22 protein-coding genes are annotated in these 24881 nt (G+C 61.9%); 5 read left to right on the top strand and 17 right to left on the bottom strand.

Going from position 1 to position 24881, the window contains the following annotated elements:
• Positions 1–11 precede the first annotated feature (11 nt).
• The 7 genes from rbsD to BLT00_RS15430 form a co-directional block, all read right to left on the bottom strand.
• Positions 12–416, bottom strand: a complete 405-nt coding sequence (gene rbsD / locus BLT00_RS15460) for a D-ribose pyranase (protein ID WP_092144387.1) — start codon at positions 414–416, stop codon at positions 12–14.
• On the bottom strand, positions 413–1327 hold the full coding sequence (gene rbsK, locus BLT00_RS15455; protein ID WP_092144385.1) for a ribokinase: 915 nt from the start codon (positions 1325–1327) through the stop codon (positions 413–415). Before rbsK ends, rbsD begins: the two co-directional genes overlap by 4 nt.
• A 23-nt stretch (positions 1328–1350) precedes the next feature.
• Positions 1351–2370 (bottom strand): LacI family DNA-binding transcriptional regulator, encoded by a 1020-nt coding sequence (locus BLT00_RS15450; protein ID WP_092144384.1) that lies wholly within the window; start codon positions 2368–2370, stop codon positions 1351–1353.
• A 3-nt stretch (positions 2371–2373) separates the two neighbouring features.
• The gene (locus tag BLT00_RS15445; protein ID WP_092144381.1) at positions 2374–3351 is read right to left on the bottom strand and encodes an ABC transporter permease; all 978 of its coding nucleotides are present in this window, start codon (positions 3349–3351) and stop codon (positions 2374–2376) included.
• A complete protein-coding gene (locus tag BLT00_RS15440) occupies positions 3348–4901 on the bottom strand; it encodes a sugar ABC transporter ATP-binding protein (RefSeq protein WP_092144379.1) in 1554 nt (517 codons plus the stop codon). The genes BLT00_RS15445 and BLT00_RS15440 overlap by 4 nt, the downstream gene beginning before the upstream one ends.
• A gap of 58 nt (positions 4902–4959) precedes the next feature.
• Entirely contained in the window at positions 4960–5916 is a 957-nt protein-coding gene (locus BLT00_RS15435; protein ID WP_092144377.1) for a sugar ABC transporter substrate-binding protein, read from the bottom strand.
• Between the two features lie 133 nt (positions 5917–6049).
• Positions 6050–6496, bottom strand: coding sequence for a hypothetical protein (locus tag BLT00_RS15430; protein WP_092144375.1), 447 nt, complete (start codon positions 6494–6496; stop codon positions 6050–6052).
• 197 nt (positions 6497–6693) lie between these two features.
• Here BLT00_RS15430 and BLT00_RS15425 point away from each other — a divergent pair, with 197 nt between their 5' ends.
• Positions 6694–6993 carry a DUF1654 domain-containing protein gene (locus BLT00_RS15425; protein ID WP_170862015.1) on the top strand — a complete coding sequence of 100 codons (300 nt, stop codon included), beginning with the start codon at positions 6694–6696 and terminating at the stop codon, positions 6991–6993.
• Between the two features lie 5 nt (positions 6994–6998).
• Complete coding sequence (locus BLT00_RS15420; RefSeq protein ID WP_092144373.1) at positions 6999–7688, top strand: endonuclease; 690 nt, start codon at positions 6999–7001, stop codon at positions 7686–7688.
• A 151-nt stretch (positions 7689–7839) separates the two neighbouring features.
• On the opposite strand, the gene BLT00_RS15415 is transcribed toward BLT00_RS15420, so the two are convergent.
• The gene (locus BLT00_RS15415; protein WP_092144371.1) at positions 7840–8193 is read right to left on the bottom strand and encodes a penicillin-binding protein activator LpoB; all 354 of its coding nucleotides are present in this window, start codon (positions 8191–8193) and stop codon (positions 7840–7842) included.
• Between the two features lie 247 nt (positions 8194–8440).
• Between BLT00_RS15415 and csrA the strand changes: the two genes are divergently transcribed.
• Positions 8441–8635, top strand: coding sequence for a carbon storage regulator CsrA (gene csrA, locus BLT00_RS15410; RefSeq protein ID WP_003179932.1), 195 nt, complete (start codon positions 8441–8443; stop codon positions 8633–8635).
• A 190-nt stretch (positions 8636–8825) separates the two neighbouring features.
• Here the strand turns inward: csrA and BLT00_RS15405 are convergent, their stop codons facing one another.
• The 3 genes from BLT00_RS15405 to BLT00_RS15395 all read right to left on the bottom strand — a co-directional run bounded on the left by BLT00_RS15405 (position 8826) and on the right by BLT00_RS15395 (position 12582).
• Complete coding sequence (locus tag BLT00_RS15405; protein WP_092144369.1) at positions 8826–9281, bottom strand: DUF2214 family protein; 456 nt, start codon at positions 9279–9281, stop codon at positions 8826–8828.
• A gap of 197 nt (positions 9282–9478) precedes the next feature.
• Positions 9479–10861: a cysteine--tRNA ligase gene (gene cysS / locus BLT00_RS15400; protein WP_092144367.1), complete on the bottom strand. Its 1383-nt coding sequence runs from the start codon at positions 10859–10861 to the stop codon at positions 9479–9481.
• Between the two features lie 20 nt (positions 10862–10881).
• Positions 10882–12582, bottom strand: coding sequence for a glutamine--tRNA ligase/YqeY domain fusion protein (locus BLT00_RS15395; protein ID WP_092144365.1), 1701 nt, complete (start codon positions 12580–12582; stop codon positions 10882–10884).
• A gap of 249 nt (positions 12583–12831) precedes the next feature.
• Between BLT00_RS15395 and BLT00_RS15390 the strand changes: the two genes are divergently transcribed.
• Positions 12832–13335 (top strand): peptidylprolyl isomerase, encoded by a 504-nt coding sequence (locus BLT00_RS15390; RefSeq protein ID WP_092144363.1) that lies wholly within the window; start codon positions 12832–12834, stop codon positions 13333–13335.
• Positions 13332–14087 carry a UDP-2,3-diacylglucosamine diphosphatase gene (locus BLT00_RS15385; RefSeq protein WP_092144361.1) on the top strand — a complete coding sequence of 252 codons (756 nt, stop codon included), beginning with the start codon at positions 13332–13334 and terminating at the stop codon, positions 14085–14087. The genes BLT00_RS15390 and BLT00_RS15385 overlap by 4 nt, the downstream gene beginning before the upstream one ends.
• A 156-nt stretch (positions 14088–14243) precedes the next feature.
• Here BLT00_RS15385 and BLT00_RS15380 read toward each other — a convergent pair whose 3' ends face one another.
• The 6 genes from BLT00_RS15380 to BLT00_RS15355 all read right to left on the bottom strand — a co-directional run bounded on the left by BLT00_RS15380 (position 14244) and on the right by BLT00_RS15355 (position 24846).
• A complete protein-coding gene (locus BLT00_RS15380) occupies positions 14244–15773 on the bottom strand; it encodes a DHA2 family efflux MFS transporter permease subunit (protein ID WP_092144359.1) in 1530 nt (509 codons plus the stop codon).
• A gap of 274 nt (positions 15774–16047) precedes the next feature.
• Positions 16048–17244 carry an HlyD/EmrA/EmrK family protein gene (locus BLT00_RS15375; protein WP_072339768.1) on the bottom strand — a complete coding sequence of 399 codons (1197 nt, stop codon included), beginning with the start codon at positions 17242–17244 and terminating at the stop codon, positions 16048–16050.
• 15 nt (positions 17245–17259) lie between these two features.
• On the bottom strand, positions 17260–18729 hold the full coding sequence (locus tag BLT00_RS15370; RefSeq protein ID WP_092144357.1) for an efflux transporter outer membrane subunit: 1470 nt from the start codon (positions 18727–18729) through the stop codon (positions 17260–17262).
• Positions 18726–19199: a MarR family winged helix-turn-helix transcriptional regulator gene (locus BLT00_RS15365; protein WP_058546840.1), complete on the bottom strand. Its 474-nt coding sequence runs from the start codon at positions 19197–19199 to the stop codon at positions 18726–18728. The genes BLT00_RS15370 and BLT00_RS15365 overlap by 4 nt, the downstream gene beginning before the upstream one ends.
• A 236-nt stretch (positions 19200–19435) precedes the next feature.
• Entirely contained in the window at positions 19436–23122 is a 3687-nt protein-coding gene (locus BLT00_RS15360; RefSeq protein WP_092144355.1) for a translocation/assembly module TamB domain-containing protein, read from the bottom strand.
• Positions 23119–24846 carry an autotransporter assembly complex protein TamA gene (locus BLT00_RS15355; RefSeq protein ID WP_063320378.1) on the bottom strand — a complete coding sequence of 576 codons (1728 nt, stop codon included), beginning with the start codon at positions 24844–24846 and terminating at the stop codon, positions 23119–23121. The genes BLT00_RS15360 and BLT00_RS15355 overlap by 4 nt, the downstream gene beginning before the upstream one ends.
• Positions 24847–24881: the final 35 nt, after the last annotated feature.

The following is a 24881-nucleotide window of genomic DNA, read 5'->3' as shown; positions in this document are numbered from 1 at the left end:
GTTGAACAGGGTTAGAACGTCACTCCAGCGACCAGCACGATATTGCAGTACGGAGAGCACTCGCCTGTGCGAATGATCGCCCGCGCCTGCCGGCTGATGATCTTGAATTGTTCATGGCTGACCAGCTCTCGCTCGCCCAACGCACCCTCGGCATTCAGCATCTCCAGGGTTGTCAGAGCCAGCGGCTGCTTGTCGAGGATTTCCTCGGCCAGGACATGGCTTTCCACCTGCATTTCGCTGAGCACCACCTTCAAGGTGCTGACAAAGTCAGGAATGCCATGGGTCAGGGCCAGGTCGATCAATTCGACCTGAGGCGGCACAGGCAGGCCGGCATCACCGATGACCACCTTGTCGCCATGGCCCAGGGAAGCGATCAGTCGTGACAGTGCCACATTCAACAACGGCGTCTTTTTCATGATTTGAAAGCCTGTACTTCCAACAACGTGGGGATTGAAGGCTGCGCGCCCGGGCGGGTGACCGACAGCGCGGCGGCGGCCTGGCCGAAACGAATCGCGTCGACCTCGCTTTTGCCGCTCGCCAGGGCTGCCGCGAAGCCGCCGACAAAGGTGTCTCCGGCCGCCGTGGTGTCCACTGCCTTGACCCGCGGGGCCGGGAAGTGTTCGAAGCTGGCGCCGTTGGCAAACATCAGCCCCTGGGCCCCCAAGGTGACGATCACCTTGCCGGCACCGGCGGCGATCAAATGCGCGGCGGCGGCTTCGGCGGTTTCCAGGGAATCCACCGCCAGCCCGCTCAGCACCGCTGCTTCGCTTTCATTGGGAACCAGGTAGTCGATGCAGGCGTACCAGTCGGCGGGCAACGTATGGGAAGCCGGCGCCGGGTTGAGGATGACGATTTTGCCCAGCTCACGAGCGCGCTTGAGGGCATGGCCGACGGTGGCATCCGGCACTTCGAGCTGGCAGATGATGACATCGGCGCTTTGCAGCACTTCATCGACACTGTCCAGGACCTCGGCGGTGAGCGCACCGTTGGCACCGGCAACGATAACGATCGCATTCTGGCTATTGTCGTCGACGACGATCAGCGCCACGCCGCTGGCCCCCTCCACCACGCTGACCGCCAGGCAGTCGATGCCCTCGGCCAACAGCCCGCCACGCAATTGTTCGCCGTAGGCATCATTGCCCACGCAACCGACCATCGATACCTCGGCGCCCAGGCGCGCGGCGGCCACCGCCTGGTTGGCACCCTTGCCGCCCGGGATGGTGGAGAAGGACTCGCCGATCAGAGTTTCACCACCACGCGGCAGACGCGGCGCCCGGGTCACCAGGTCCATGTTCAGGCTGCCTATTACCACTACTTTTGCTGGCATACATCACTACTCATCAATTCGGTTCAGCGGTATTGGGCGAATGTGCCGGACAGCGGCGCAGTCGACTCTCGCAGGACAATACTTGGCGTCACGATCCGCTGCTCGGTGGCAAGGCCCGGCGTCGCAATTCGTCGCAGCAGCACTTCGGCCGCCATCTCGCCGAGCTGCAGGATCGACTGCCCTACCGTGGTCAATGCCGGGTAGACATAACGGCTCATCTGGATGTCATCGAAACCGATGACCGACAGTTCGCTGGGCACGCGCACATTGCGTTCAGCCGCGGCGCGCAGCACACCGATACCGATCATGTCGTTGGCCGCAAAAATCGCGCTCGGTGGCTGCTGTTCAAGCAGCTGCGCAGCGGCGCGGTAGCCGCCGGTACTGGTGAAATCGCTCTCGAGCATACGCTCGACAGGCAGCTCGATCCCGGCCTCTTTCAGCGCACGGCAGTAACCGGCCAAGCGCATTTGCGCCACGCTGGTATTGGCCGGGCCACCGATGAAGGCGATATCGCGGTGACCCAGCTCAAGCAGGTGCCGGGTCGCCAGGTACGCACCGCATTCATGATCGATGCGCACCAGGTCTGCGTCGACACCCTCGAGCCCACGGTCGACGATCACCATGGGGGTGCGCACGTTGGACAGCCCCTCGGCCAGGCCGACATCACCGCCGGCAGACGCGAAAATCAGGCCGTCGATGCGTTTTTCCAGCAGCACCCGCAGGTAGCTGCGTTGCTTGTCCGGGTTGTCGTCGGAGTTGCACAGAATCACGCAATAGCCGTTGCGCTCACAGTAGTCCTCGATACCCCGGGCCAACTCGGCAAAGTAAGGATTGAGGCTGTTGGGCACCAACAGGCCGATGGTCGCCGTGGTCTTGGCCTTGAGCGACCGGGCCACGGCGCTTGGCACGTAGTCCAGGCGCTCGATGGCCGCCTCGACCTTGAGCCGCACTTCCTCGCTGACCGGCCGCGTTTTGTTCACCACGTGGGACACGGTGGTGTAGGAAATCCCGGCGAGCGCTGCTACATCCTTGATCGTCGCCATGGTTCAGCCCCGCCGACTGGCGCGCTGGCTGCGATAGGTATCGAGCACGACCGCCACCACGATCACCGCACCGGTAATGATGCGCTTGGTTGGCTCAGTGGCGCCGATCTGCGCCAGGCCCGCCGCCAGCACGGAGATGATCAGCACGCCAAAAAAGGTGCTGATGACCGAACCGCGGCCACCCATCAGACTGGTACCACCGATGACCACGGCAGCGATGACTTGCAGCTCAAGCCCTGAACCGGCGTTCGGATCCGCCGCTTCCAGGCGCGAAATCTGGAACAGCGCGGCCACACCGGCCAGCAAGCCCATCAGGCTGAATACCAGGATCTTGTAGGGCTTTGGATTGATACCGGCCAGGCGCACGGCTTCTTCATTGGTGCCGATGCCGATCAGGTAGCGACCGAACACGGTTCGGGTCAGCACAGCCTGGGCAATGAAGATCACCAGCAAGGCGATGATGAATGAAGGTGAGATACCAAAGGCGATGGGATTGGACAGCCAGGCGAACGAGTCGCCGATGTAGGCGGTCCGGGAGCCGGTCATCTGGTACGCCAGGCCCCGGGCCATTTCCAGCACACCGAGGGAGACGATGAACGATGGGATCCGCCACGCCACGGTAATCGAACCGGTGACCGTACCCGCCAACGCCGCCACGGCCATGCCGAGCAAGGCCGATGGCCACACGCTCCAGCCCCAACCGAGCACGGCCACGCTGACCGTCGATGCCGCAAGCGCCAGCACCGACCCCACCGACAGGTCGATGCCACCGATGATCAGGATGAACGTCATGCCGACCGCCAGCACCATCAGGTCGGGAATCTGGTTGGCCAAGGTGCTGAAGGTGTCATAGGACAGGAAATGGCTGCTCAGCGCCGAGAACAGCGCGATCATGGCCAGCAGCGCGCCAGCCAGGCCCAGGTAGGTCCCGAGGCCATAGAAGTTGCCACTCGATTTGCCGACGGCAGGTGCGGTTTTCATGAAAGATCCCTAGGCGCTGCTTCGTTGAGCAACGCATCACGTTTCTGGTAGCCGGCGAATGCGGCGGCAAGCAAGTCATCCTGGGTCCAACTGTCGCGCTCGAAGGTGTCGATCAGGCGCCCGGCGGACAGCACGCCGATCCGGTCGCAGATCAACATCAGCTCCCGCAGGTCGCTGGACACCACGACCAGCGCCTTGCCCTGGCGAGTCAGCTCGCCGAGCAGCGCATAAATGTCGAATTTGGCGCCGACGTCGATGCCACGGGTCGGCTCATCGAACAACATGACCGCGCAATCGCGTTCGAGCCAACGACCGATCACGACCTTCTGCTGGTTGCCGCCCGACAGCTCGGACACCAACTGGGTCGGGCTGGAACTGCGGATGCGCATGGCATCGACCTGGCGCTGCGCCAGGGCCAGTTCGGCGCTGCCATTCACCAGGCCGGCGCTGGAGATCTCCGGCATGTTACCCAGGGCAATGTTGGCGGCGATGGACTGCGTCAGCAGCAATCCTTCGCCCTTGCGGTCTTCGGTGATCAACGCGATGCCATGGGCCACCGCATCGGACGGCGAGCGAATACTCACCACCCGGGCCGGCGAACCCAGCGCCACCGTGCCGCTGTCGGCCGGATCGGCACCGAAGATCAACCGCAACAGTTCGGTGCGCCCTGCCCCGATCAGGCCGGAGATGCCGAAGATCTCGCCACTGCGGACTTCGAAGGACACGTCGCGGACCTTGTCGGAACGGGTCAGGCCTTTAACGGTCAACGCCGGCGCGCCGATCTGGCGTGGGCCAAGGTCGATATGTTCGCCCAGCTCCCGGCCGACCATCAGGGTCACCAGTTGCTCGCTGTCGTAGTTGGCCATCGGCTCGACGCAGACCAGGTTGCCATCGCGCAGTACCGCAATGCGCTGGGCGACCCGCGCCAGTTCTTCGAGGCGATGGGAAATGTAGATGATCGACACGCCACGCGCCTGCAAACGAGTGATCTGCTCAAAGAGCATTTCGACTTCGCGGGCCGTCAGCATGGCGGTCGGTTCATCGAGAATCAGCACATGGCAATCGCCAATCAGGTTGCGGGCGATCTCGACCATTTGCTGGTGACCGATCCCCAGTTCGCCGACCAACGTGTCAGGATCGATCGCATCGAGCCCCACCTGGGCCATGGCCTCGATGGCCGCCTTGCGCAATTGCTTGCGACTGATCCAGCCGCCGTGACTGGGCAGGTTGTCGAGGAACAGGTTCTCGGCCACGGACAGGGTCGGCAGCAGGTTGAGTTCCTGCATCACCATGCGCACGCCCAGCTCTTCAGCCTGGGTCCGGCTGCCAGGACGATAATCCTGCCCCTGAAATTGCATCTGCCCGGTCGTCGGCGTCACCAACCCGCCGATGATCTTGGACAAGGTGCTTTTGCCGGCGCCATTTTCGCCGGTCAGCGCCAGCACTTCACCGCGCATCAACGTCAGGTTGATATCGGTCAGTACCGGCTGGGCATAGGTCTTGCCGATACCGCTGACGCACAGGACAGCGTTCGGGTCGCGAACGGACATAACAAACTCTCCAATGCACTCGCCCGAATGGGCGAGCACCGTTGTGTCGCCAGGATAACTACTTGGTCACCAGCTCGACCGGAGTTTCGATAACGCCGTTGGTACCGCTGTCGACTTTTTCGCCCTTGAGGATCTTCAGCGCCGTCTCGATGCCGAACACGGCCTGCTTGGCGGCGAACTGGTCGGCCGTCGCCAGGACACGACCGTCCTTGAGCATTGGCTTGATGGCGTTGATGTTGTCGTAGCCGACCACCTGCACCTTGCCCGCCTTGCCCGCCGCGCGCACGGCCGATACAGCACCGACCGCCATGCTGTCGTTACCGGCCAGCAGTGCCTTGATGTTCGGGTATTCGCTGAGCATCGACGCGGCAACCTGGTTGCCCTTGTTGATTTCCCAGTCACCCGATTGCAGGGAAACGACCTTGACCTGCGCCGCTTCCATTGCATCCTTGAAGCCTGCGGTGCGTGCCTGGGCATTGGTCGTTGTGGACACGCCTTCGATGATGCCGACTTCGTCACCGGCCTTGAGCTGCTTGGCCAGGTACTCGCCCACCAGGCGCGCGCCTTTGCGGTTGTCCGGGCCTACGAACGGCACGTTGATGTTCTTGCTTTTGACCACGGCCGGATCGAGCTGGTTATCGATGTTGATCACCGTGATGCCAGCGTCCACGGCTTTCTTGATCACCGGCACCATGGCCTTGGAATCCGCTGGCGCGATAATCAGGGCATCGATCTTGGACACGATCATCTGCTCGACGATGCGGATCTGGTTGGCGGTGTCGGTTTCATCCTTGATCCCGTTGGAGATCAGGTCGAAATCGGCGGAGTGTTCCTTCTGATAAGCCTTGGCGCCGTCTTCCATGGTCAGGAAGAATTCGTTGGCCAGGGATTTCATGACCAGGGCGACCTTGGGCTTTTCTGCGGTCTGGGCGAATGCCGAGGAGATAGGCAGCGCAGCGGATGCGGCCGCGAGCATGGCAACAGCGAGAAGGCGTCCAGCGAATGGCAACTTCATGGGTTCACTCCGATCTTATGATTATTGTGAGCAAATCAATGCACGGAACGCCGCGCAAACGTTTGCGTGAAGTGAACTATGGTAAGGCTTCGCAGATTTGTCAACGTTGCGGTTTGATCCGCAACGTCGAGGCTCAGGCCGTTGTATTGACCACCGAACCCGAACCGCTGCCCTTGGCCAGCTCCGTGACCAGATGACCAGTGACTTCCAGCAAAGCGCCACTGGTGTCGGCGATCTGTCCCTGGACGGCCATGACCGCCGAAGTCTTGGCTTCCTCCGTTGCATAGTCGCGCGCCTCTGCGGCGGCCAGTTGCTGTTGCTGCTCCCTGAGCTGCTGCTGAAGCTCTTGCATCCGCTTGAGCAGCACCTGCACCGCCACGCTCTGGGTGCTGCCGCCCTCCTGCGCCTGGTCGGTTGCTTCCGCGCCCGTACCCGTACGGACTTTGCCGGGCGTTTGCGTCTCGCCAAGGGCCTCATCGACGGCCTCGGCACTCGCCTCGTTCAAGGCCTTCAGGGTAGCGGTGGATTGACCGCCGATGGTCACGGCCGCCGCATTGGGAAAGCCGACTGAAAATGACATGACAAAACTCCATGGATGGGATTCCTACGCAGGACATCGCCCGCCGAAGCCATTTCTTTAGCGCTTGCGCAAAGCTGTCACAGGCCAGAGCGGTTGATCCACCTGTTTATGCCAGCCAATAAAAAATTCCCTTCTCCTACACCAAAACGAAAAAAGTGCTGTCAGACGATTTTCTTGAATTTTAAGCAGTTGCGTAATTGCCTACGGTCAAATACTGTATGCACGTACAGCTTAATAAGGATAATTCTGTGGCCACGCCCTCCGCTGCAACTACCCCCTTAGATTCCTATACACGACTCGGCCTTCGGGTCTCGAAAATCATCAACGCCCCCACCGCGCAAAAAGCCAAGGCCGCCCTGATCTTCCGTCTGCCTGACGAGCCGGTGGATGAGTGGGAGCGCCTGTTGGAAGAAATCGACGAGAACGACAACGTGACCCTCGCCTATCGCGATGATGGCGGTGTGCAGGTTTTTTGGGTTGTGCCGAAGGAAGATTGAGCCTGATGAGTGTTCGCTGTTTAGCTTTTTTGCTTGTGTTTATCGCGATGGGCGCACAAGCCGGTGCGCCGCGCACCTTCAACGAAGCCAAGAAAGTCGCCTGGAAACTCTACGCACCACAATCCACCGAGTTTTACTGTGGCTGTAAATACACTGGCAATCGCGTGAACCTGGCCGCCTGCGGTTATGTACCGCGCAAGAATGCCAGCCGCGCCGCTCGCATCGAGTGGGAGCATATTGTCCCGGCCTGGCAGATCGGCCATCAGCGTCAATGCTGGCAACAAGGGGGTCGCAAGAACTGCACCCGCTATGACCCGGTCTATCAACGGGCCGAGGCCGACCTGCACAACCTGGTGCCCAGCATCGGGGAAGTGAATGGTGATCGCAGCAATTTCAGTTTCGGCTGGTTGCCTGTGCAGAAGGGCCAGTACGGCTCATGCCTGACCCAAGTGGACTTCAAGGCCAAGAAGGTCATGCCCCGCCCTTCTATCCGGGGCATGATCGCCCGGACCTATTTCTACATGAGCAAACAATACGGCCTGCGCCTCTCGAAACAGGACCGGCGCCTGTATGAAGCCTGGAACAAGACCTACCCGGTCGAAAGCTGGGAGCGTCAGCGCAACCAGAGCGTGGCGTGCGTCATGGGCCGTGGCAACGAGTTCGTGGGGCCGGTGGACATGAAGGCCTGCGGCTGACCTCGCACTCGTGAACAGCACAAAACCGACTGTGGGAGCTTGCTCGCGATAGCGGTGGATCAGCCAGCATTGATGTTGACTGACATCCCCCTATCGCGAGCAAGCTCGCTCACAGGTTTTGTGGCTTGGCTGACTTTTTTGGGTTGCCCGATTAATGGGCCGTCGGGTAATCCACCACCAACGTCTCGATGTTGCGTTTTTTCGCCCGGACCAGGGCAGCCGTCACCTGTTCCTGCTTGGCTTCGGCCTCAGCCTTGGAACTGAAAGGACCGACCAGGACGCGCTCCTTGCCGTTTTCACGCACCACGTTCGACATGAAGCTGTGTTCGATGAGCCAGCCGGTCAGGTCGCTGACAGCCTGCGGCGTCTGGCCACGAACCTCGACGGCCCACTGCGGCGCGGCAGCGGAGGTCGCTACGGGTTTGGGCTTCGGTGCTTCGACGTTACGCCCCTCACCGCATCCTGCCAGCACCAATACCGCAATAACCCAAGCCAATTTGCGCACAACGTTTCCCCCGGAAGACATGAGGCACGGATTTTAGCACCCGTGCCCTTCAAGATCGCCGCAAACAGTGCTCAAAACACGAGAATCCTGCCCGGCGTCTCTGTATAGTCGCACCCTGGGAATTAATGCTGCGTCTGCGCGTCAGAAAGAGGCACCCACATTGTGACACTTAGCACTAATCTATAAGCAGTACCGACATCTGCACTGTCTGAATCAGGTGCCCTATAAAGTAATCAAGGAGAACACCATGCTGATACTCACCCGCAAAGTCGGTGAAAGCATAAACATTGGTGACGACATCACGATCACCATTCTGGGCGTTAGCGGCCAACAAGTCCGGATCGGCATCAACGCCCCGAAAAACGTTGCGGTGCATCGTGAAGAGATTTATCAGCGTATTCAGGCAGGCCTTACCGCCCCTGACAAACCGCAAACTCCCTGAGCCTTGCTGCAGTCCGTAGCCAGCCCGTTTGCATCGTCGCAATGGCTGGCTAAAGATTCTGGTCGACCGTGCCTCACCCTGCCCCCATCTTTTTTCGTCCAGCCCGTTGAACCGATACTAATGACATGGCGCTTAGCATGGCTGTCAGACGTTTCGTTTTAATGATGACGAAGCAGGCGTTCGCGGCCGGTCAACCCAGGCTCACGCCGCGCGCCATGCCCGTGGCAGCGATCACCATCAGGATCAGCAACAAAGCTTCGATGTGACTGATCCCTGCAAACCGGCCGGCTTTCGAGGGATCGATCGCAGCCCCTTTGCCCAGCGCCATCCGCCATTTGATCAGGGCGATCATTGGCGCGATCTCAAGCAACAGGATCAGCAGGAACAAAGTCATCTTCAGGTGAAACAGCGGTTGGTGCAGGTAATAATCCGTGCCCTTTTCGTACCCCGCAAAAGCGCGCATCCCACCGGTCACCAGCAGCACCAGCGCCGACAGCCCCCACAGGTTGTCCGCCATCAGCACATTTCGAACCGCATCCACACCACCCGCCAGGCGTCGTAGCGCCGTGCCGCGCGTCAGCACCGCCCAGAACCCGAGGGCGAACGCCAAAAGATGTATTGCCGCCAGAGACCAATGAGCCAACATGGAAGAGCCCTGTCAGAGAACGTCGAATCGACCTGACAGTACTAGCTCATAAAGGAATGATTGCCAGGCTAAGCACAAAAAATTGTGGGAGCGAGCTTGCTCGCGATGGCAATCTTTCAGCCAACATGATTGTTGACTGATCCGACGCTATCGCGAGCAAGCTCGCTCCCACAGGGGTACGGCGAGCTTTAGAAGATCTAGTCTGCCAGGCGCCAGGTCGTCCCGCCCTTGCCGTCTTCCAACACCACGCCCATGGCGGTGAGCTGGTCGCGGATGCGGTCGGATTCGGCCCAATCCTTGTTGGCGCGTGCAGTCAGGCGCGCCTGGATCAACGTCTCGACTTCGGCGGCGTCCACGCGGCCTTCGGCACCGGCCTGCAGGAAGTCATCGGCTTCGAGCTGCAACACACCCAGTACACTGGCCAGTTCTTTCAGGCGAGCCGCCAGACCGGCCGCCGCATTGAGATCACTCTCACGCAGGCGATTGATCTCACGCACCATCTCGAACAGCACCGCGCACGCTTCCGGCGTGCCGAAGTCGTCGTTCATCACTTCGGTGAAACGCGCCACGAAGGCGTCGCCACCGGCGGCCGGCACGCTCGGCAGCCCCTTCAACGCGTGATAGAAACGCTCCAGGGCACCCTTGGCGTCCTTGAGGTTGTCTTCCGAGTAGTTGATGGCGCTGCGGTAGTGGCTCGACACCAACAGGTAACGCACGACTTCCGGGTGGTACTTGTCGAGCACGTCGCGGATGGTGAAGAAGTTGTTCAAGGACTTGGACATCTTCTCGCCGTTGATCCGGATCATGCCGCAATGCATCCACGCATTGGCGTAGGTCTTGCCGGTGGCCGCTTCGCTCTGGGCGATTTCGTTTTCGTGGTGCGGGAACTCCAGGTCGCTGCCGCCGCCATGAATGTCGAAGGTCTCGCCCAGGCAGCAGGTGGACATCACCGAGCATTCGATGTGCCAGCCCGGACGCCCGGCGCCCCACGGCGACTCCCAGCTCGGCTCACCCGGCTTGGCGCCCTTCCACAGCACGAAGTCCAGCGGGTCTTCTTTCGACTCGTCGACTTCGATACGCGCGCCGATGCGCAGGTCTTCGATCTTCTTGCGCGACAGCTTGCCGTAGCCCATGAACCTGGCGACGCGGTAGTACACGTCGCCATTGCCCGGTGCGTAGGCGTAGCCCTTGTCGATCAAGGTCTGGATCATGCTCAGCATGCCAGGGATGTGGTCCGTGGCACGGGGCTCCAGGTCCGGCTTGAGGATATTGAGGCGCGCCTCATCCTCGTGCATGGCCTTGATCATGCGCTCGGTCAGCGCATCGTAAGGCTCGCCGTTTTCGCGGGCACGGTTGATGATCTTGTCTTCGATGTCGGTGATGTTGCGCACGTAGGTCAGGTCATAACCGCTGAACCGCAGCCAGCGGGTCACCAGGTCGAAGGCGACCATGCTGCGACCGTGACCAATGTGGCAGTAGTCGTACACGGTCATGCCGCAGACGTACATGCGGACCTTGTTGCCATCCAACGGCTTGAAGACTTCTTTGCTCTTGGTGAGCGTGTTGTAGATCGTAAGCACGGTGTTTCCTTAAGACTTGATCACTGGCCCCACGAATCACGCAGGGTCACGGTACGGTTGAATACCGGCTGACCTGGTTTCGAGTCCTTGATATCCGCGACGAAGTAACCTTCGCGCTCGAACTGGAAACGGTCTTCCGGCTGTGCATTGCCCAACGAGGGTTCAGCACGACAACCGGTCAGCACTTGCAGTGAGTCAGGGTTGATGTTGTCCAGGAAACTCGCGCTGTCTTCGGCCTTCTCCGGGTTCGGAGAGCGGAACAGGCGATCGTACAGACGCACTTCGCACTCGACGCTGGCGGCGGCCGGCACCCAGTGGATCACGCCCTTGACCTTGCGACCTTCCGGGTTCTTGCCCAGGGTGTCGGGATCGTAGGAGCAACGCAGCTCGACGATGTTGCCGTCGGCGTCCTTGATCGCTTCGTCGGCACGGATCACATAGCTGCCGCGCAGACGCACTTCGCCGTTCGGCTCCAGGCGCTTGTAGCCTTTTGGCGGCTCTTCCATGAAGTCATCGTGGTCGATGTAGATTTCACGGGCGAACGGCAGTTTGCGCACGCCGAGTTCTTCTTTTTGCGGATGACGCGGCAGTTCGAGGTTTTCGACCTGGTCTTGCGGGTAGTTGGTGATCACGACCTTCAACGGACGCAACACGCACATGGCGCGCGGGGCATTCGCATCCAGATCCTGACGGATGCTGAACTCGAGCATGCCGAAATCGACCACACCGTCGGAACGGTTGGTGCCGATCATCTCGCAGAAGTTGCGGATCGACGCCGGCGTGTAGCCGCGACGACGGAAGCCCGACAGCGTCGACATGCGCGGGTCGTCCCAGCCGTTGACGTGCTTCTCGTCCACCAGTTGCTTGAGCTTGCGCTTGCTGGTGATGGTGTAGTTCAGGTTCAGGCGGCTGAATTCGTACTGGCGTGGGGTAGCCGGCACCGGCAGGTGCTTGAGGAACCACTCGTACAACGGACGATGGCTTTCGAACTCCAGGGTGCAGATCGAGTGAGTGATGCCTTCGATGGCGTCCGACTGGCCGTGGGTGAAGTCATAGTTGGGGTAGATGCACCATTTGTCGCCAGTCTGGTGGTGATGGGCGTGGCGAATGCGGTACATGATCGGGTCGCGCAGGTTCATGTTCGGCGAAGCCATGTCGATCTTGGCGCGCAGCACCCGAGCGCCGTCCGGGAACTCGCCGGCGCGCATACGGGCGAACAGGTCGAGGTTCTCTTCCACGCTGCGATCACGGAACGGGCTGTTCTTGCCCGGCTCGGTCAGGCTGCCACGGTATTCCTTGGCCTGCTCGGGGGTCAGGTCGCACACATAGGCGTTGCCGGCCTTGATCAGTTCCACGGCCCAGTCGTGCAACTGGTCGAAATATTGCGAGGCGTAGCGCACCTCACCGGACCATTGGAAACCCAGCCACTTGACGTCGCTTTCGATCGCGTCGATGTATTCCTGATCTTCCTTGGCCGGGTTGGTGTCGTCGAAACGCAGGTGCGTGACGCCACCGAACTCCTGGGCCAGGCCGAAATTCACGCAGATCGACTTGGCATGGCCGATGTGCAGGTAGCCGTTGGGCTCTGGTGGGAAGCGAGTGACGATCTGTGTGTGCTTACCCGAGTCCAGGTCCGCCTGGATGATCGGGCGCAGGAAATTGACCGGCACGGCCGGGCCGGTCTTGGAATTCGAGGTAGGGTCGACAGTGGGCTTGCTCATAGGATCCTTGAACAGACAAGTGCGCGGCCGGGTGCGGCCTGATAAATCAAAGCCCGTATCATAGCCGATGCTGTCAAGCACCTGACAGGCCAGGCCGGCAAACGATTGAATTTAATCGACGGCCTGATGAAAAACAGCCTCGAAATTCGTGCCCGGCACGCTAAACTGCCCTGCCTGGCCGATTACAGCCAGACCGGTTGCGGGCAGTGACGCCCCGAAACCCACGAATTCCTTGAAAGAGTACCGACCATGAGCAAAGTCAAACTGACCACCAACCACGGTGACATCGTTCTGCAACTGAACGCCGAGAAGGCGCCGCTGACCGTGGCCAACTTCGTCGAATACGTCAACGCCGGCCACTACGAAAACACCATATTCCACCGCGTCATCGGCAACTTCATGATCCAGGGCGGCGGTTTCGAGCCAGGCATGAAGGAAAAGAAAGACAAGCGCCCAAGCATCCAGAACGAAGCCGACAATGGCCTGCCGAACAAAAAGTACAGCGTTGCCATGGCCCGTACCATGGAGCCGCATTCGGCCTCCGCACAGTTCTTCATCAACGTGGCGGACAACAGCTTCCTGAACCACAGCAGCAAGACCACCCAGGGCTGGGGCTATGCAGTGTTCGGCGAAGTGATCGAAGGCACCGACGTGGTCGACAAGATCAAAGGCGTTTCCACCACGTCCAAGGCCGGCCACCAGGACGTCCCGGCAGAAGACGTGATCATCGAGAAAGCCGAGAAAATTGAGTGATATTGCTGATTTCAGACTTGCATCTGGAAGAGGAGCGCCCGGACATCACCCGGGCGTTTCTGGATTTACTCGCCACACGCGCCCGCTCGGCGCAAGCGTTGTACATCCTGGGCGACTTTTTCGAAGCCTGGATCGGCGACGATGCCATGACGCCGTTCCAGCGTTCCATCTGCCAGGCCCTGCGCGAATTGAGCGACAGTGGCACGGCCATCTTCCTGATGCACGGCAATCGCGACTTCATGCTGGGGCAGGCCTTTTGCAAAGCGGCCGGCTGCACCCTGCTCAAGGACCCGAGTGTCGTGCAGTTCAATGGCGAGCCGGTGCTGCTGATGCACGGCGACAGCCTCTGCACCCGCGACGAAGGCTACATGAAGCTGCGGCGCTGGCTGCGCAACCCGGTCACGCTGTTCGTCCTGCGGCACCTGCCCCTGGGCAGTCGCCAGAAACTGGCGCGCAAACTGCGCAGCGAAAGCCGCACGCAGACACGCATGAAAGCCAATGACATCGTCGACGTCACGCCCGAAGAGATCCCGCGGATCATGCAGCAATACGGCGTGAAGACCTTGATCCACGGCCACACCCACCGCCCCGCCATCCACAAGCTGCAACTGGGCGAACACGCCGCCCGGCGCATCGTGCTGGGGGATTGGGACAAGCAAGGCTGGGCGTTGCAGGTGGATGAACAAGGGTTTGCGTTGGCGCCGTTTGGGTTCGCCCCGCCGCCACTGCTGCCTGCGCCTCACCCAACCTGAATCCCCCCTGTGGCGAGGGAGCTTGCTCCCGCTTGAGTGCGAAGCACTCAAAAAAGGGACTGCTGCGCAGCCCAGCGGGAGCAAGCTCCCTCGCCACAGGGATTCGGGGGAATTTCAAGTGAACAGCATGCCCACACACTGCACTTCACTTCGTGATCAATGCCCCGCCGAAGCCGGCCCAGCCTTCGCCGCAAACGGCGGCTTCGCCAGCCACACCAGCACGATCAAGCCCATGAACGCCCAGCCCAACAGCGTGAAGTAATCCACGGTGGAAAGCATGTATGCCTGGCTGGTAAGGACCTGGTCAAGCCGGGCATAAGCCGGTGTGCTCGCGCCGCCAAGCTGGTTGAGTGCCTCGCGGGTGGCCGGCTCGAAGGTGCTGATGCTTTCGCTCAGGTAGGCATGGTGCAGGTCGGCCCGGCGGATCCAGATCCAGGTGGTCAAGGACGCGGCAAAGCTGCCGCCCAAGGTCCGCAAGAACGTCGCCAGGCCCGCGCCGTCGGCGATCTGGTGCGGCGGCAAGTCCGACATCAGGATGCTCAGGGTCGGCATGAAGAACAGTGCCACGCCGATGCCCATGAACAACTGCACCATCGCAATGTGCTGGAAATCCACCTCGTTGGTGAACCCGGCGCGCATGAAGCAGCTCAGGCCGATGGCCAGGAACGCCAGCCCGGCCAATACGCGCAGGTCGAACCGGTGGGCGTACTTGCCGACGAAGGGCGACATCAGCACCGGCAGGATGCCGATGGGGGCCACCGCCAGCCCGGCCCAGGTGGCGGTGTAGCCCATCTGGGTCTGCAACCACTGCGGCAGGATCAGGTTGATGCCGAAGAATCCGGCATACCCCCCCACCAGCACGATGGTGCCGATGCGAAAGTTGCGGTAGGCGAACAGGCGGAGATTGACCACCGGGTGGCGGTCGGTCATTTCCCAGATCACAAACACCGCCAGGGCAATGATCGAAATCAGCGCACCGATGATGATGAAGTTCGATTCGAACCAGTCCAGGTCATTGCCTTTGTCGAGAATCACCTGGAGCGCGCCGACGCCGATGATCAACGTGATCAAGCCCACGTAATCCATCGGTTGATGGCTGGTGACCACCGGTCGCGCCTTGAGCTGCTGTTGCACCACGAGCGCGGCGAAGACGCCGATGGGCACGTTGATGAAGAAGATCCACGGCCAGCTGTAGCTGTCGGTGATCCAACCGCCGAGGATCGGCCCGGCAATCGGCGCCACCACCGTGACCATCGCCAGCAACGCCAGGGCCATGCCGCGCCTGGCCGGCGGGTACACGGCAATCAGCAGGGTCTGGGTCATCGGGTACAACGGCCCGGCCACCAGCCCCTGAAGTACGCGAAAGCCAATCAGCTCCGGCATCGAGGTGGAAATACCACACAAGAACGACGCGAGCACGAACAGCATCGTCGCCCACAAAAACAGCTTCACCTCGCCAAACCGCCGGCTCAGCCAGCCAGTAAGCGGCAAGGCAATGGCGTTGCTCACCGCGAACGAGGTGATCACCCAGGTGCCCTGCTCCGAGCTGACGCCCAGGTTGCCGGAAATAGTCGGCAAGGCGACGTTGGCAATGGTGGTGTCGAGCACTTGCATGAACGTCGCCAGCGACAGCCCGATGGTGCTGAGCAACAGGCTGGGCGGCGTGAAAGACGCGTTATTGCTCATTGCGAAATCCTATGAAACGAAGGTGGCGAAATCGTTCGGGGCAAGGCACAGAACCTGTGGGAACACACTGCCGTTCATCAAGGTCGCTTGAACCACCGTGGCGAGGGAGCTTGCTCCCGTTGGCTGCGCAGCAGCCCTTTTTGTGAGCGCTTCGCACTCAAGCGGGAGCAAGCTCCCTCGCCACAAATTCAGTGGTTCCCTTGAATGAACTGTGGTGGTGTGGGAGCGAGCCGCTCGGAGCAAGCTCGCTCCCACAGGTTCATGCCATGACTGGCTAGCGCTGCGCGGTCTTGCTCGCAGCCGCACTGTTGTCGTGGATCAGGCGCGCGATCATCGCGTCGGCGTCGGTCAGCTGCTGATCGTAGACCTGGGTGCTGAACGAGGCTTTCTGCGGTGGCTGTTGGGCCAGTACCGGGCCGCTCTGGTCGTGCAGGTCGACGTTGACCAGGGTCGACAGGCCAATGCGCAGCGGATGCTTGGCCAGTTCCTGGGCATTGATGTGAATGCGCACCGGCACCCGCTGGACGATCTTGATCCAGTTACCGGTAGCGTTCTGCGCCGGTAGCAAGGCAAACGCGCTGCCGGTCCCGGCGCCAAGGCTGTCGATGGTGCCGCTGTACTTCACATCGCTGCCGTACAGGTCGGCTTCGATCTCCACCGGCTGGCCGATGCGCATGTCGCGCAGTTGGGTTTCCTTGAAGTTGGCGTCGATCCACAGCTGATCCAGCGGGATCACCGCCATCAACGCCGTGCCCGGCTGCACCCGTTGGCCGAGTTGCACGGTGCGCTTGGCGACGTAACCGGTGACGGGTGCGATCAAAGTACTGCGGGCGTTGGCCAGGAAGGCCTGGCGCAACTGCGCGGCGGCGGACTGCACGTCGGGATGAGACGACACCACGGTATCGTCGACCAAGGCGCTGGTGGTCTTGAGCTGTTGCCGGGCATTGGCCAAGGCGTTCTGCGCCGAGGTCAGGTCATCCCGGGCGTGAGACAGTTCCTCCTTGGAAATCGCCCCGCCGGCCGCCAGGTTCTTGCGTCGGCTGTAGTTTTCCTGGGCCTTCTGCACTTCGGCCTCTTGCGCATTGACCTGCGCCCGCATGCCATCGACGTTGCTGTACAAGCCACGCACCTGGCGCACGGTCCGCGCCAGGTTGGCCTGGGCACTTTGCAGCCCGACTTCGGCGTCGTTCGGGTCGAACTGCACCAGCACCTGGCCCTCACGCACCAGGTCGCCGTCGTCGGCCCCGATGCTCACCACGGTGCCGGTGACCAGCGGCGTGATTTCCACCACGTTGCCGTTCACATAGGCATCGTCAGTGCTTTCGCTCCAGCGACCATACAGTTCGTGCCAGGCCCAGACGCCCAGGCCCGAAAGAATGACCAGCAGCGTCAGTGTCAGCAGCATGACCTTGCGCTTGCGTGGATTGCCGTCTTGCGCATGTTCGGATTGAGTCGTTTCGGCAGTCGCCATGACAAGTACCTCGAATCAGTTATTTGGCGTGGTAGCGGCCGGGGTGGCCGCCGCCAGGGTCTGGGCCTCGAAACCGCCGCCCAGGGCCTGCATCAGTTGGATCGACAAATCGATCTGCTCGGCATTCAGGTTCGCCAGTTGGCGCTGGGCCTGGAGCAATTGCTGCTCGATGCTCAGCACGTCCAGGTAATTCCCGATGCCCGAGCCGTAGCGCTGGACCACCGTGTCGTAGGAGCTCTGTGCGATATCGGTGGCATGTTGCTGGGCACCGATCTGGCGAGCGATGTCACGCAATTGGTTGATGGTGTCGCTGACATCCCCAAGGGCCGTGACCAGGCTCTTGTTGTATTGCGCCACCGCCAGGTCGTAATCGGCGTCCCGGGCATCCAGGTCCGCCCGCAAGCGGCCGCCATCAAAGATCGGCAGCGACACCGTCGGCCCAACATTGAAGAAGCGGCTGGCCGAACCGAACATCGCATCGCCCAGCAACGACCGGGTTCCGGCGGCTGCGCTCAAGTTGAGATTGGGGTAGAAGTTGGTCTTGCCGGCCTCGATGTTCTTGCTCGCCGCCTCTACCCGCCAGCGTGCCGCGACCAGGTCCGGACGACGCCCCAGCAACTCGGCCGGCAGGTTCGACGGCAAGGCGACCGCGCTGGCTTGCAGCACGTTGGGCCGGGGGATTTCATGGCCGCGGTCCGGACCTTTGCCCAGCAACACCGCCAGGGCGATCTTGGCGCTTTGCAGGCGTTTCTCTGCGTCGATCAGGGTGGCGTCGGCGCTGGCTTCCAGGCTTTCGGTCTGTTGGAACTGATATTCGCTGTCGATCCCGGCAGTGAGGCGGCGCTTGCCCAGGTCGAGCATCTGCCGGGTGCGCTTGAGGTCCTCGGAGGCCAGGTCATAAATAATGTGGGCCTGGCCCAGGTCGCTGTAGGCCCGGGCCACGTCGGCGGCCAGGGTCAGTTGCGCGGCCTGGCGATCGATCTCGGCGGCTCGGGCCTGGCCGAGGGCGGCTTCCCAGGCGGCACGCTGGCCACCCCAGAGGTCGAAGTTGTAATTGAAATCCACACCTAACGTGCGCAGGGTGCTGTACGCCCCGCCCTGCCCTTGCGGGTCCTGGTCACGGGACAGGCGCGAACGGCTGGCGCCGCCGCTGGCATCGAGAGTCGGCAGGCGCGCCGCGTTGGCAGCATAGGCCGCGGCACTGGCCTGATGCACCCGGGCGCTGGCGATCTGCATGTCCGGGCTATCGCGCAGGGCTTCACGGATCAGGCCGTCGAGTTGCGGGTCGCCGAGGCTCTTCCACCAATCGCTTTTCGGCCACGCGGCCTGCGACAGCGTGACGCCGTTCAGGGATTGCCCGGCCTTGAGGCTCTGGGCCTCCAGGCTGACGCCTTCGGTCTTCAGGCCGCTGTAGCTGGCACAGCCCGCCAGGCTCATGGCCAAGACCACCAGGCTTAATCGGGTACGCAAGGTTTTACACTTCATTTTTCCCCCATTCGCGACACGGTGATGGGGTCACCGGCGGCGAGCAGAATTTTCTTGAGGATCTGTTCGAGGGTTTGCAGCTCCTCGGGGCTGATGGCGCTGGCCAACTGGTTCATGGCCTCGGCACCGATAAACGGCAGGCGATCGGCAAGGGCCTGGCCGGCTTCGGTCAGCACCAGGCGCACTTGCCGGCGGTCCTGGGCGGAGCGTTCACGGGCCAGGAAACCTTTCTGTTCCAGGCGATCGAGCATCCGCGTCATCGAGCCGCTGTCCAGGGACAGGTAGCGACACAGCTCGGCCGGCGTCTCGATGCCGTACTGGGCCATGATGATCAACACCTTGAACTGCGCGGCGGTGATGCCGACGGGTTCCATATGAGTGTCGATGATCCGGTCCTTGAGCAGCGCGGTACGGCCGAGCAGCATGCCGAGATGGCAATTGTGAAAGTTGTCTGGGGTGAAATGCTTCATCTGACCACCGTTTGCTGCCTAGGCAGTGAATGTATGTCGAGATATTACTGCTTAGGCAGCGAATGTCAAACAAATAGTTAGCTTGCTACGCACTAACAGCCAAAACGCAGATGAACCTGTGGGAAGACAAATGTGGGAGCAGCTTGCTCGCGATAGCGGTGTGTCAATCAACGAAGGTGTTGAATGTCATACCGCTATCGCGAGCAAGCTCGCTCCCACAGGGGGTTGGGGAAAGGTTAGAAATCGCGCTTGTAGAAGATGTCCAGCGAGCTGGCGACGCCGCTAGCGGCTTCGAGGTAGACCTTCTTGCTGAGCTTGTAGCGCAGGGCGATGGTGTTGGCCGGTTCGAACACGCCAACGCCGTAGCGCAGGCTGAGTTTTTCCGACAGGTTGCCGCTGGCGACCACGCTGGTGGCATTGCCGCTGCCCTGGGTGTCGAGCTGGAAATCCTCGATCCCCAGGTTATTGGCCAGGCTGGTGGTCACGCCCGAGCTGCCCATCAACCCCAGGCCCAACGCCGCCTGGGCGAGCATGTTGTTGTCCTCGCCGGTAGTGCTCAGTGGCCGGCCCAGCACCAAGTAGGACAATGCCTGCTCCTGGCTCATGGCCGGTTCCGAGAAGATTTGCGTGGTCGGTTGCTCGGCGCTGCCGCTCAAGCGGATGCCGGCGATCACGTCGTCGGTCTGGCGAATCGCTTCGATGTCCAGGTAGGGCTGGTCGATGGGCCCGGCGAACAGCAACCGCGCCCGTCGCACCGTCAGCCGTTGCCCGTAGGCCCGATAACGACCGTCGTTGAGCCAGAGCTCACCGCGGGTGTCCATGTTGTCGCCAATGTGAACCTGGCCCTGCACGTTGGCGGTCAGGCCGAATCCCGAGAACGCGAGTTTGTCCTGGCCGACGATCACGTCGATGTCCATCGCCATGGCCAGCGGTGCCTTGCCCTCTTCGATCTGGTGACCGACGATCACCGTGTCATCCGACACCTTGACGGTGGACGGCGGCAGTTCGCGAATGGTGATCTCGCCTTTGGGCACCAGGACCTTACCGACAATGGCAAGCTGCTCACCGTGCAGGGTGATGTTGAGGTCGGGCGCCACGTCGAGCACCGCATAAGGCTCGACGGTGACCGGCAGTTGCGAGCCCTTGAGGGCCAGGTTCATGGTCAGGGCGTCGCCCCAGCCGATGTTGCCGTTCAGGCTGCCCTGCCCGCTCTTGCCGCTTTTCCAATTGCCATTGAGCTGCACCGCTTCGCCGGTAATCGTTGCCCGCATCTGCAAGGCTTCGAGGCTGACCGGCAGTTCCGGGCCAGACACTTCGCCGTCGCTGAGCACCAGGTTGCCGTTGACCTGGGGCGCGAGCAAACCACCGGACAAGGTCCCGCTGCCGTTCAGGTGACCGGTGAGGGTTTCCACCATCGGCACGAATGGCCGGGCCACGGACAGGTCCAGGCCGGTCAGGCGGAACGAGCCGCTGATGGGTTTGCTGGCGAGCATGGGGTTGATTTGTGCCTGGAGCATCAGTTCGCCGAGCCTGGCGCCGGCGAAATTCAGGTCGGTGTCGATGCGCTTGGGGGTCAGGCGGCTGTTGAGCGTGAGGGTCTGGTACGGGAAGTCCAGCCATTGCGCCTTATCGCCCTCCTTGTCCCGAATCCGTAAAGTACCGCCGCTGGCGTCCACCAGGACCCGGCCGTTCGGGCCGCTGGCCGGCAGGTCCAATTGCAGGTCCGCGTTGAGCCGGCCCTGCCAGGCAAAATCCTTGGGCATCCACTGGGCCAGGCTTTCGATGGGGAATTGCTTGAGGTGATAGCGCAGCTTCGGCTCCGGCATCAGCCGCTGGTCTTCACCGCACAGGCTGGCATCAAAGGAACGCCAGCAATGAGCGCCGACGTTGAGCGTGCCATCGGCCAGGCGCTCCAGTTTCGCCGGAGCTTGCAGGCGCCAGGCTTGGCCGCCGGCCTGCACGTCGCCGCTGGCCAGGCGCCCGCGCCAGTTGCCCTGGTCGAGCGCGCCATCGAGGGCCAGGGTCGTGTCGAGCTGCGGCCCTTGCAGGTCCAGGTTGAGCTTCTGTTGTTTGATATCGCCCTGGCCGCTGACCGTCAGCACGCCCAGCGACGTTTCGCCGACGCGGATGCCGCTGGCCTTGAGGTCGAGCTTGCCACGCTGGGCGCTGTCGAGGGTCGCGTCCAGGTTCAGGCTTTGCAGGCGGTTGTCCTGGAAGGCCAGTTGCGTGCCTTGCAGGCCGAGCTTGCCTTGGGGGGCCTTGAGCGTGCCGGCCACGTCGACACGGCCAACGACTTGACCGCGCAATTGCGGCCAGAGTTGAGCCAGGCGTGCGAGCTTGATGTCGATCTGGCCGGTCAGTTTCTCTTGCAGGCTGGCACTGCCATTGATGCGGTTATCCCCCAGGCGAATGTCCAGCGCGCTGAGCGTCCACTGCTCGCCAGCGCCGCTGGCCTTGGCCTGGAGCACCGCTGGCTGGCCGCGCAGTTTGCCCTTGAGGTCCAGGTCCGCGTCGAGATCGAGGCGGTCGTTCTTCATCGTCCCTTTGCTGCGCAATGGCCCGGCCAGGGTCCCGGGCAGTTCGCCAAGCCAATACGCCGGGTTGATGGCCGACAGTTGCAGCGCCGTGTCCCAGGCAATGCCATCGGCAAATTGCAGGCTCAGGTGCCCTTCGGCCTTGCCCTGCCCCGCCGCGAGCTTGAGCTGCGGCAAATGGATTTGCGTCAGGTCGCCGCTGAACGGGCTGCCCAGGCTGAAGGCCCCGGCGGGTCCGTCCAACGCGGCCTGGAAGTTGCCCAGGTATTGGCCATCGGTGTAAGAGACTTCGCCGTCAAAGCTGCGCAACGTCACCTGTGGCTCATCGATCAGCGGATAGAGGCGATGCCAGGGAAAATCCAGCCAGGCAACCTTCGCTTCGGCGCGCAGACCTTCGCGCCAGTCCAGTTGGCCGCTGAGTTTCAGGCTTTGCTGAGCGCCGGCATCCAGATCCAGGCCGGCGATCTGCGCGCCATTGGCGTCCACCGTGCCTTGCAGCAACAACGCCACCGACCCTTTTTCGGCGGGCAGCGTCGCTTTGCCGAGCAGTTGATAGCCGTTTTTCAGATCGCCTTCGCCGGTCAATTCCAGCTGATTGAGCACCAACGTGTCCGGCAGATCGGCACTGGCCTTGAAGCCGTCGGCGCTGATGCGCACCTTGGCGGGCAGGTTGTCCGCCAGCGGTTGCAGTTCACCGCTCAACTGGCCTTGCAGGTAACCGCTGCTGTCGGCCTTGAGGTTGAGGGTCTTGAGCAGGTTGCCGTCGACTTTCAGGTCCAGCGCCCAGGGCATGGTGCCCGGCGCCGGCAAGGTCAACCGGCCCTCGGCGCGCAACGGCCAGTCGCCTCCCGGTTTCAGCAGGCCGGAGAGTTTCAGGCTCAGTTCATCGCGCTGCAATTGCACCGAATCGATCTGCATGCCCTCGGCGGTCCAATGGGCAACCAATTGCAGCCCTTTGAGCTGCTCGCTGCCGTTGAACGACAGGCTGCCGACCTGCACATCGCCCAGTTCGATGGCGAGCGGCAAATCCAGGTCCGGCAAGCTGATCGGGCCGCTGCTCGGTTCATCGGCAGAGGCAGGCAATTGCAAGGCGACCTGGTCGGCCTTGAGCTGTTCGATGCACAGGGTCATGCGCGCCAGGCACAGCGGCGACCAGGCGAATATCAGCCGATCCACCTCCACCCGACTGGCGTCCCGCTGCCACAGCACATGATCGGCGCTCCACTGCCCGCCCAGCCGGCCCTGGAAGTTCTCCACGGTCAGCCCCAGCACCAGGCCAAGGGCCCAACGGCTGCCGAATGCCGTGCCCAGCACAACGCTCAAGGCCAGCACGACCGCCACCAGCACCCCGGCGAGCGCCAGCAGCGTTATCTTCAAACCACGCGTCACAGCTCAGGCCCCATGGAAAAGTGCAAGCGGATGCCGCCGTCGTCGTCCATCGCATGGGCCAGGTCGAGGCGGATCGGCCCCACCGGCGAAACCCAGCGCACGCCGACGCCCACGCCGGTCTTGAGGCTTGGCAGTTCCAGGCTGTTAAAAGAGTTGCCCTGGTCGATGAACGTCGCCACTCGCCATTTTTCCGCGATGGAATATTGATACTCGAGGCTGCCGGCGACCATGTAGCGACCACCGATACGGTCGCCTTCGGAGTTTTCCGGCGACAGGCTCTGGTAGTCGTAACCCCGTACGCTCTGGTCGCCACCGGCAAAAAAGCGCAGGGATGGCGGGATGGATTTGTAGCCATTGGTGGCGCTGCCGCCGATCTGCGCCCGCGCCAGCAAGCGATGCTTGTCGAATACCGTGGTCAGGCCCTTGACCATGGCGGTGCCATATAAAAGATTGTTGTCCGAGCCGAGCCCTTCCTTGGCGACCTTGGTGTCGAACTGCAAGCGGTAACCGTTATGTGGATCGATGCGGTTGTCGCTGCGCAGGTAGGAATAGCTGAGGCCCGGCATCAGCAATGTGCTCAGGCCCGCATCGTCGCCGAGGCGATACTCCTCGCGCTGCCACTTGAGCGACACCACCCGCTGCCAGCCGCTGGGCAACTTGCTGTGCCATTCCGGGCCCACGGTGAGCAGTTTGCTGAGGCTGTCGGTGCCGGCCAGTTCTTCATATTGATAACCGCCGGCGTAACGTATCTTGTCAGTCAGCGGCGGATCCAGCGGCACGTCGTACCACAAGCCGACGTTCTGCCGGGGCGCCGACACTTCCGCTTCCCAGCCATAACTATGGCCCTGGGGGTTGACCCAGTGGCGCGTCCAGTTGGCTTTGACCCGTGGGCCGACATCGGTGGAAAACCCCAGGCCCAGGCCCATGGTGCGCGGCTTGCGCGTATCAAGCTTGACCGCCACCGGGATCACGTTGTCGGTGGCCGCCGTCGGTGCGGCATCCACCCGGACGCCTTCGAAATAACCGCTCGATTGCAGGGCCTGGTTGAGCTCTGCAATGAGTTCGGAGTCGTACGCCGTGCCGGCCTTGAACGGCACCATGCGCTGCAGCAGGTCTTCGTCGAACGGCGTGTCGCCCTCAAAACTCACCGGGCCCAAGGCATAGCGCGGGCCGCTGTCGTAAATCAGTTCGATGTCGGCGATGCCCGCCTGGGGGTCAACCAACAGCTTCTGCCGAGTGAAGCGCCCACTGAAAAAACCATAACGCGAAGCCTGGTTCTGGATGATTCGCTTGGCGTCTTCGTAGCGGCCATGGTTGAGCACCGCGCCGGGCTTGAGGGCGGCGTTGCTGGGTACGCGAAAGGCTTTGAGCGATGCCGCCGGGCCATCAATGCGCACGGTGACGTTGCGCAAATGCACAGGCTCGCCGGGGTCGATGGTCAGCACCAAGCGTGGGTCCTTGCCGCCCTTGACCTCACTGTCGATCTGCGGCTGGTAGTAGCCCAGCGCCTGGGCGGCCTTGCGCGCCTGCTCCTCGGCACCACGGCTGAAGCGCAGCAAGGCCTCCTCGTCACGATCACCCACACCGCCGATGTAACCTTCTACGTTGGCCTTGAGTTCATCATTGGACGGCTTGACCCGTACTTCCAATTCACTGTTTGCCAGCGCCACGCAGCTGAGGGACAGCAAGAGCGCGCCACTGGTCATTCTTCCTGGGAGGTTCATGGCGCGGATGCTATCACGAGCGTAGGTGCTTGATA

Origin of the sequence: Pseudomonas sp. NFACC51, assembly GCF_900103575.1 — a bacterium.
Lineage (GTDB): Bacteria > Pseudomonadota > Gammaproteobacteria > Pseudomonadales > Pseudomonadaceae > Aquipseudomonas > Aquipseudomonas fluorescens_Q.
This window is presented reverse-complemented; position numbering and strand designations above follow the sequence as displayed.

What these genes read in the sequence shown, in the direction of transcription:
- rbsD (WP_092144387.1), bottom strand. Translation starts at nt 416, where the DNA reads ATGAAAAAGACGCCGTTGTTGAATGTGGCACTGTCACGACTGATCGCT.
- rbsK (WP_092144385.1), bottom strand. Translation starts at nt 1,327, where the DNA reads ATGCCAGCAAAAGTAGTGGTAATAGGCAGCCTGAACATGGACCTGGTG.
- BLT00_RS15450 (WP_092144384.1), bottom strand. Translation starts at nt 2,370, where the DNA reads ATGGCGACGATCAAGGATGTAGCAGCGCTCGCCGGGATTTCCTACACC.
- BLT00_RS15445 (WP_092144381.1), bottom strand. Translation starts at nt 3,351, where the DNA reads ATGAAAACCGCACCTGCCGTCGGCAAATCGAGTGGCAACTTCTATGGC.
- BLT00_RS15440 (WP_092144379.1), bottom strand. Translation starts at nt 4,901, where the DNA reads ATGTCCGTTCGCGACCCGAACGCTGTCCTGTGCGTCAGCGGTATCGGC.
- BLT00_RS15435 (WP_092144377.1), bottom strand. Translation starts at nt 5,916, where the DNA reads ATGAAGTTGCCATTCGCTGGACGCCTTCTCGCTGTTGCCATGCTCGCG.
- BLT00_RS15430 (WP_092144375.1), bottom strand. Translation starts at nt 6,496, where the DNA reads ATGTCATTTTCAGTCGGCTTTCCCAATGCGGCGGCCGTGACCATCGGC.
- BLT00_RS15420 (WP_092144373.1), top strand. Translation starts at nt 6,999, where the DNA reads ATGAGTGTTCGCTGTTTAGCTTTTTTGCTTGTGTTTATCGCGATGGGC.
- csrA (WP_003179932.1), top strand. Translation starts at nt 8,441, where the DNA reads ATGCTGATACTCACCCGCAAAGTCGGTGAAAGCATAAACATTGGTGAC.
- BLT00_RS15405 (WP_092144369.1), bottom strand. Translation starts at nt 9,281, where the DNA reads ATGTTGGCTCATTGGTCTCTGGCGGCAATACATCTTTTGGCGTTCGCC.
- BLT00_RS15395 (WP_092144365.1), bottom strand. Translation starts at nt 12,582, where the DNA reads ATGAGCAAGCCCACTGTCGACCCTACCTCGAATTCCAAGACCGGCCCG.
- BLT00_RS15390 (WP_092144363.1), top strand. Translation starts at nt 12,832, where the DNA reads ATGAGCAAAGTCAAACTGACCACCAACCACGGTGACATCGTTCTGCAA.
- BLT00_RS15380 (WP_092144359.1), bottom strand. Translation starts at nt 15,773, where the DNA reads ATGAGCAATAACGCGTCTTTCACGCCGCCCAGCCTGTTGCTCAGCACC.
- BLT00_RS15375 (WP_072339768.1), bottom strand. Translation starts at nt 17,244, where the DNA reads ATGGCGACTGCCGAAACGACTCAATCCGAACATGCGCAAGACGGCAAT.
- BLT00_RS15370 (WP_092144357.1), bottom strand. Translation starts at nt 18,729, where the DNA reads ATGAAGTGTAAAACCTTGCGTACCCGATTAAGCCTGGTGGTCTTGGCC.
- BLT00_RS15365 (WP_058546840.1), bottom strand. Translation starts at nt 19,199, where the DNA reads ATGAAGCATTTCACCCCAGACAACTTTCACAATTGCCATCTCGGCATG.
- BLT00_RS15355 (WP_063320378.1), bottom strand. Translation starts at nt 24,846, where the DNA reads ATGAACCTCCCAGGAAGAATGACCAGTGGCGCGCTCTTGCTGTCCCTC.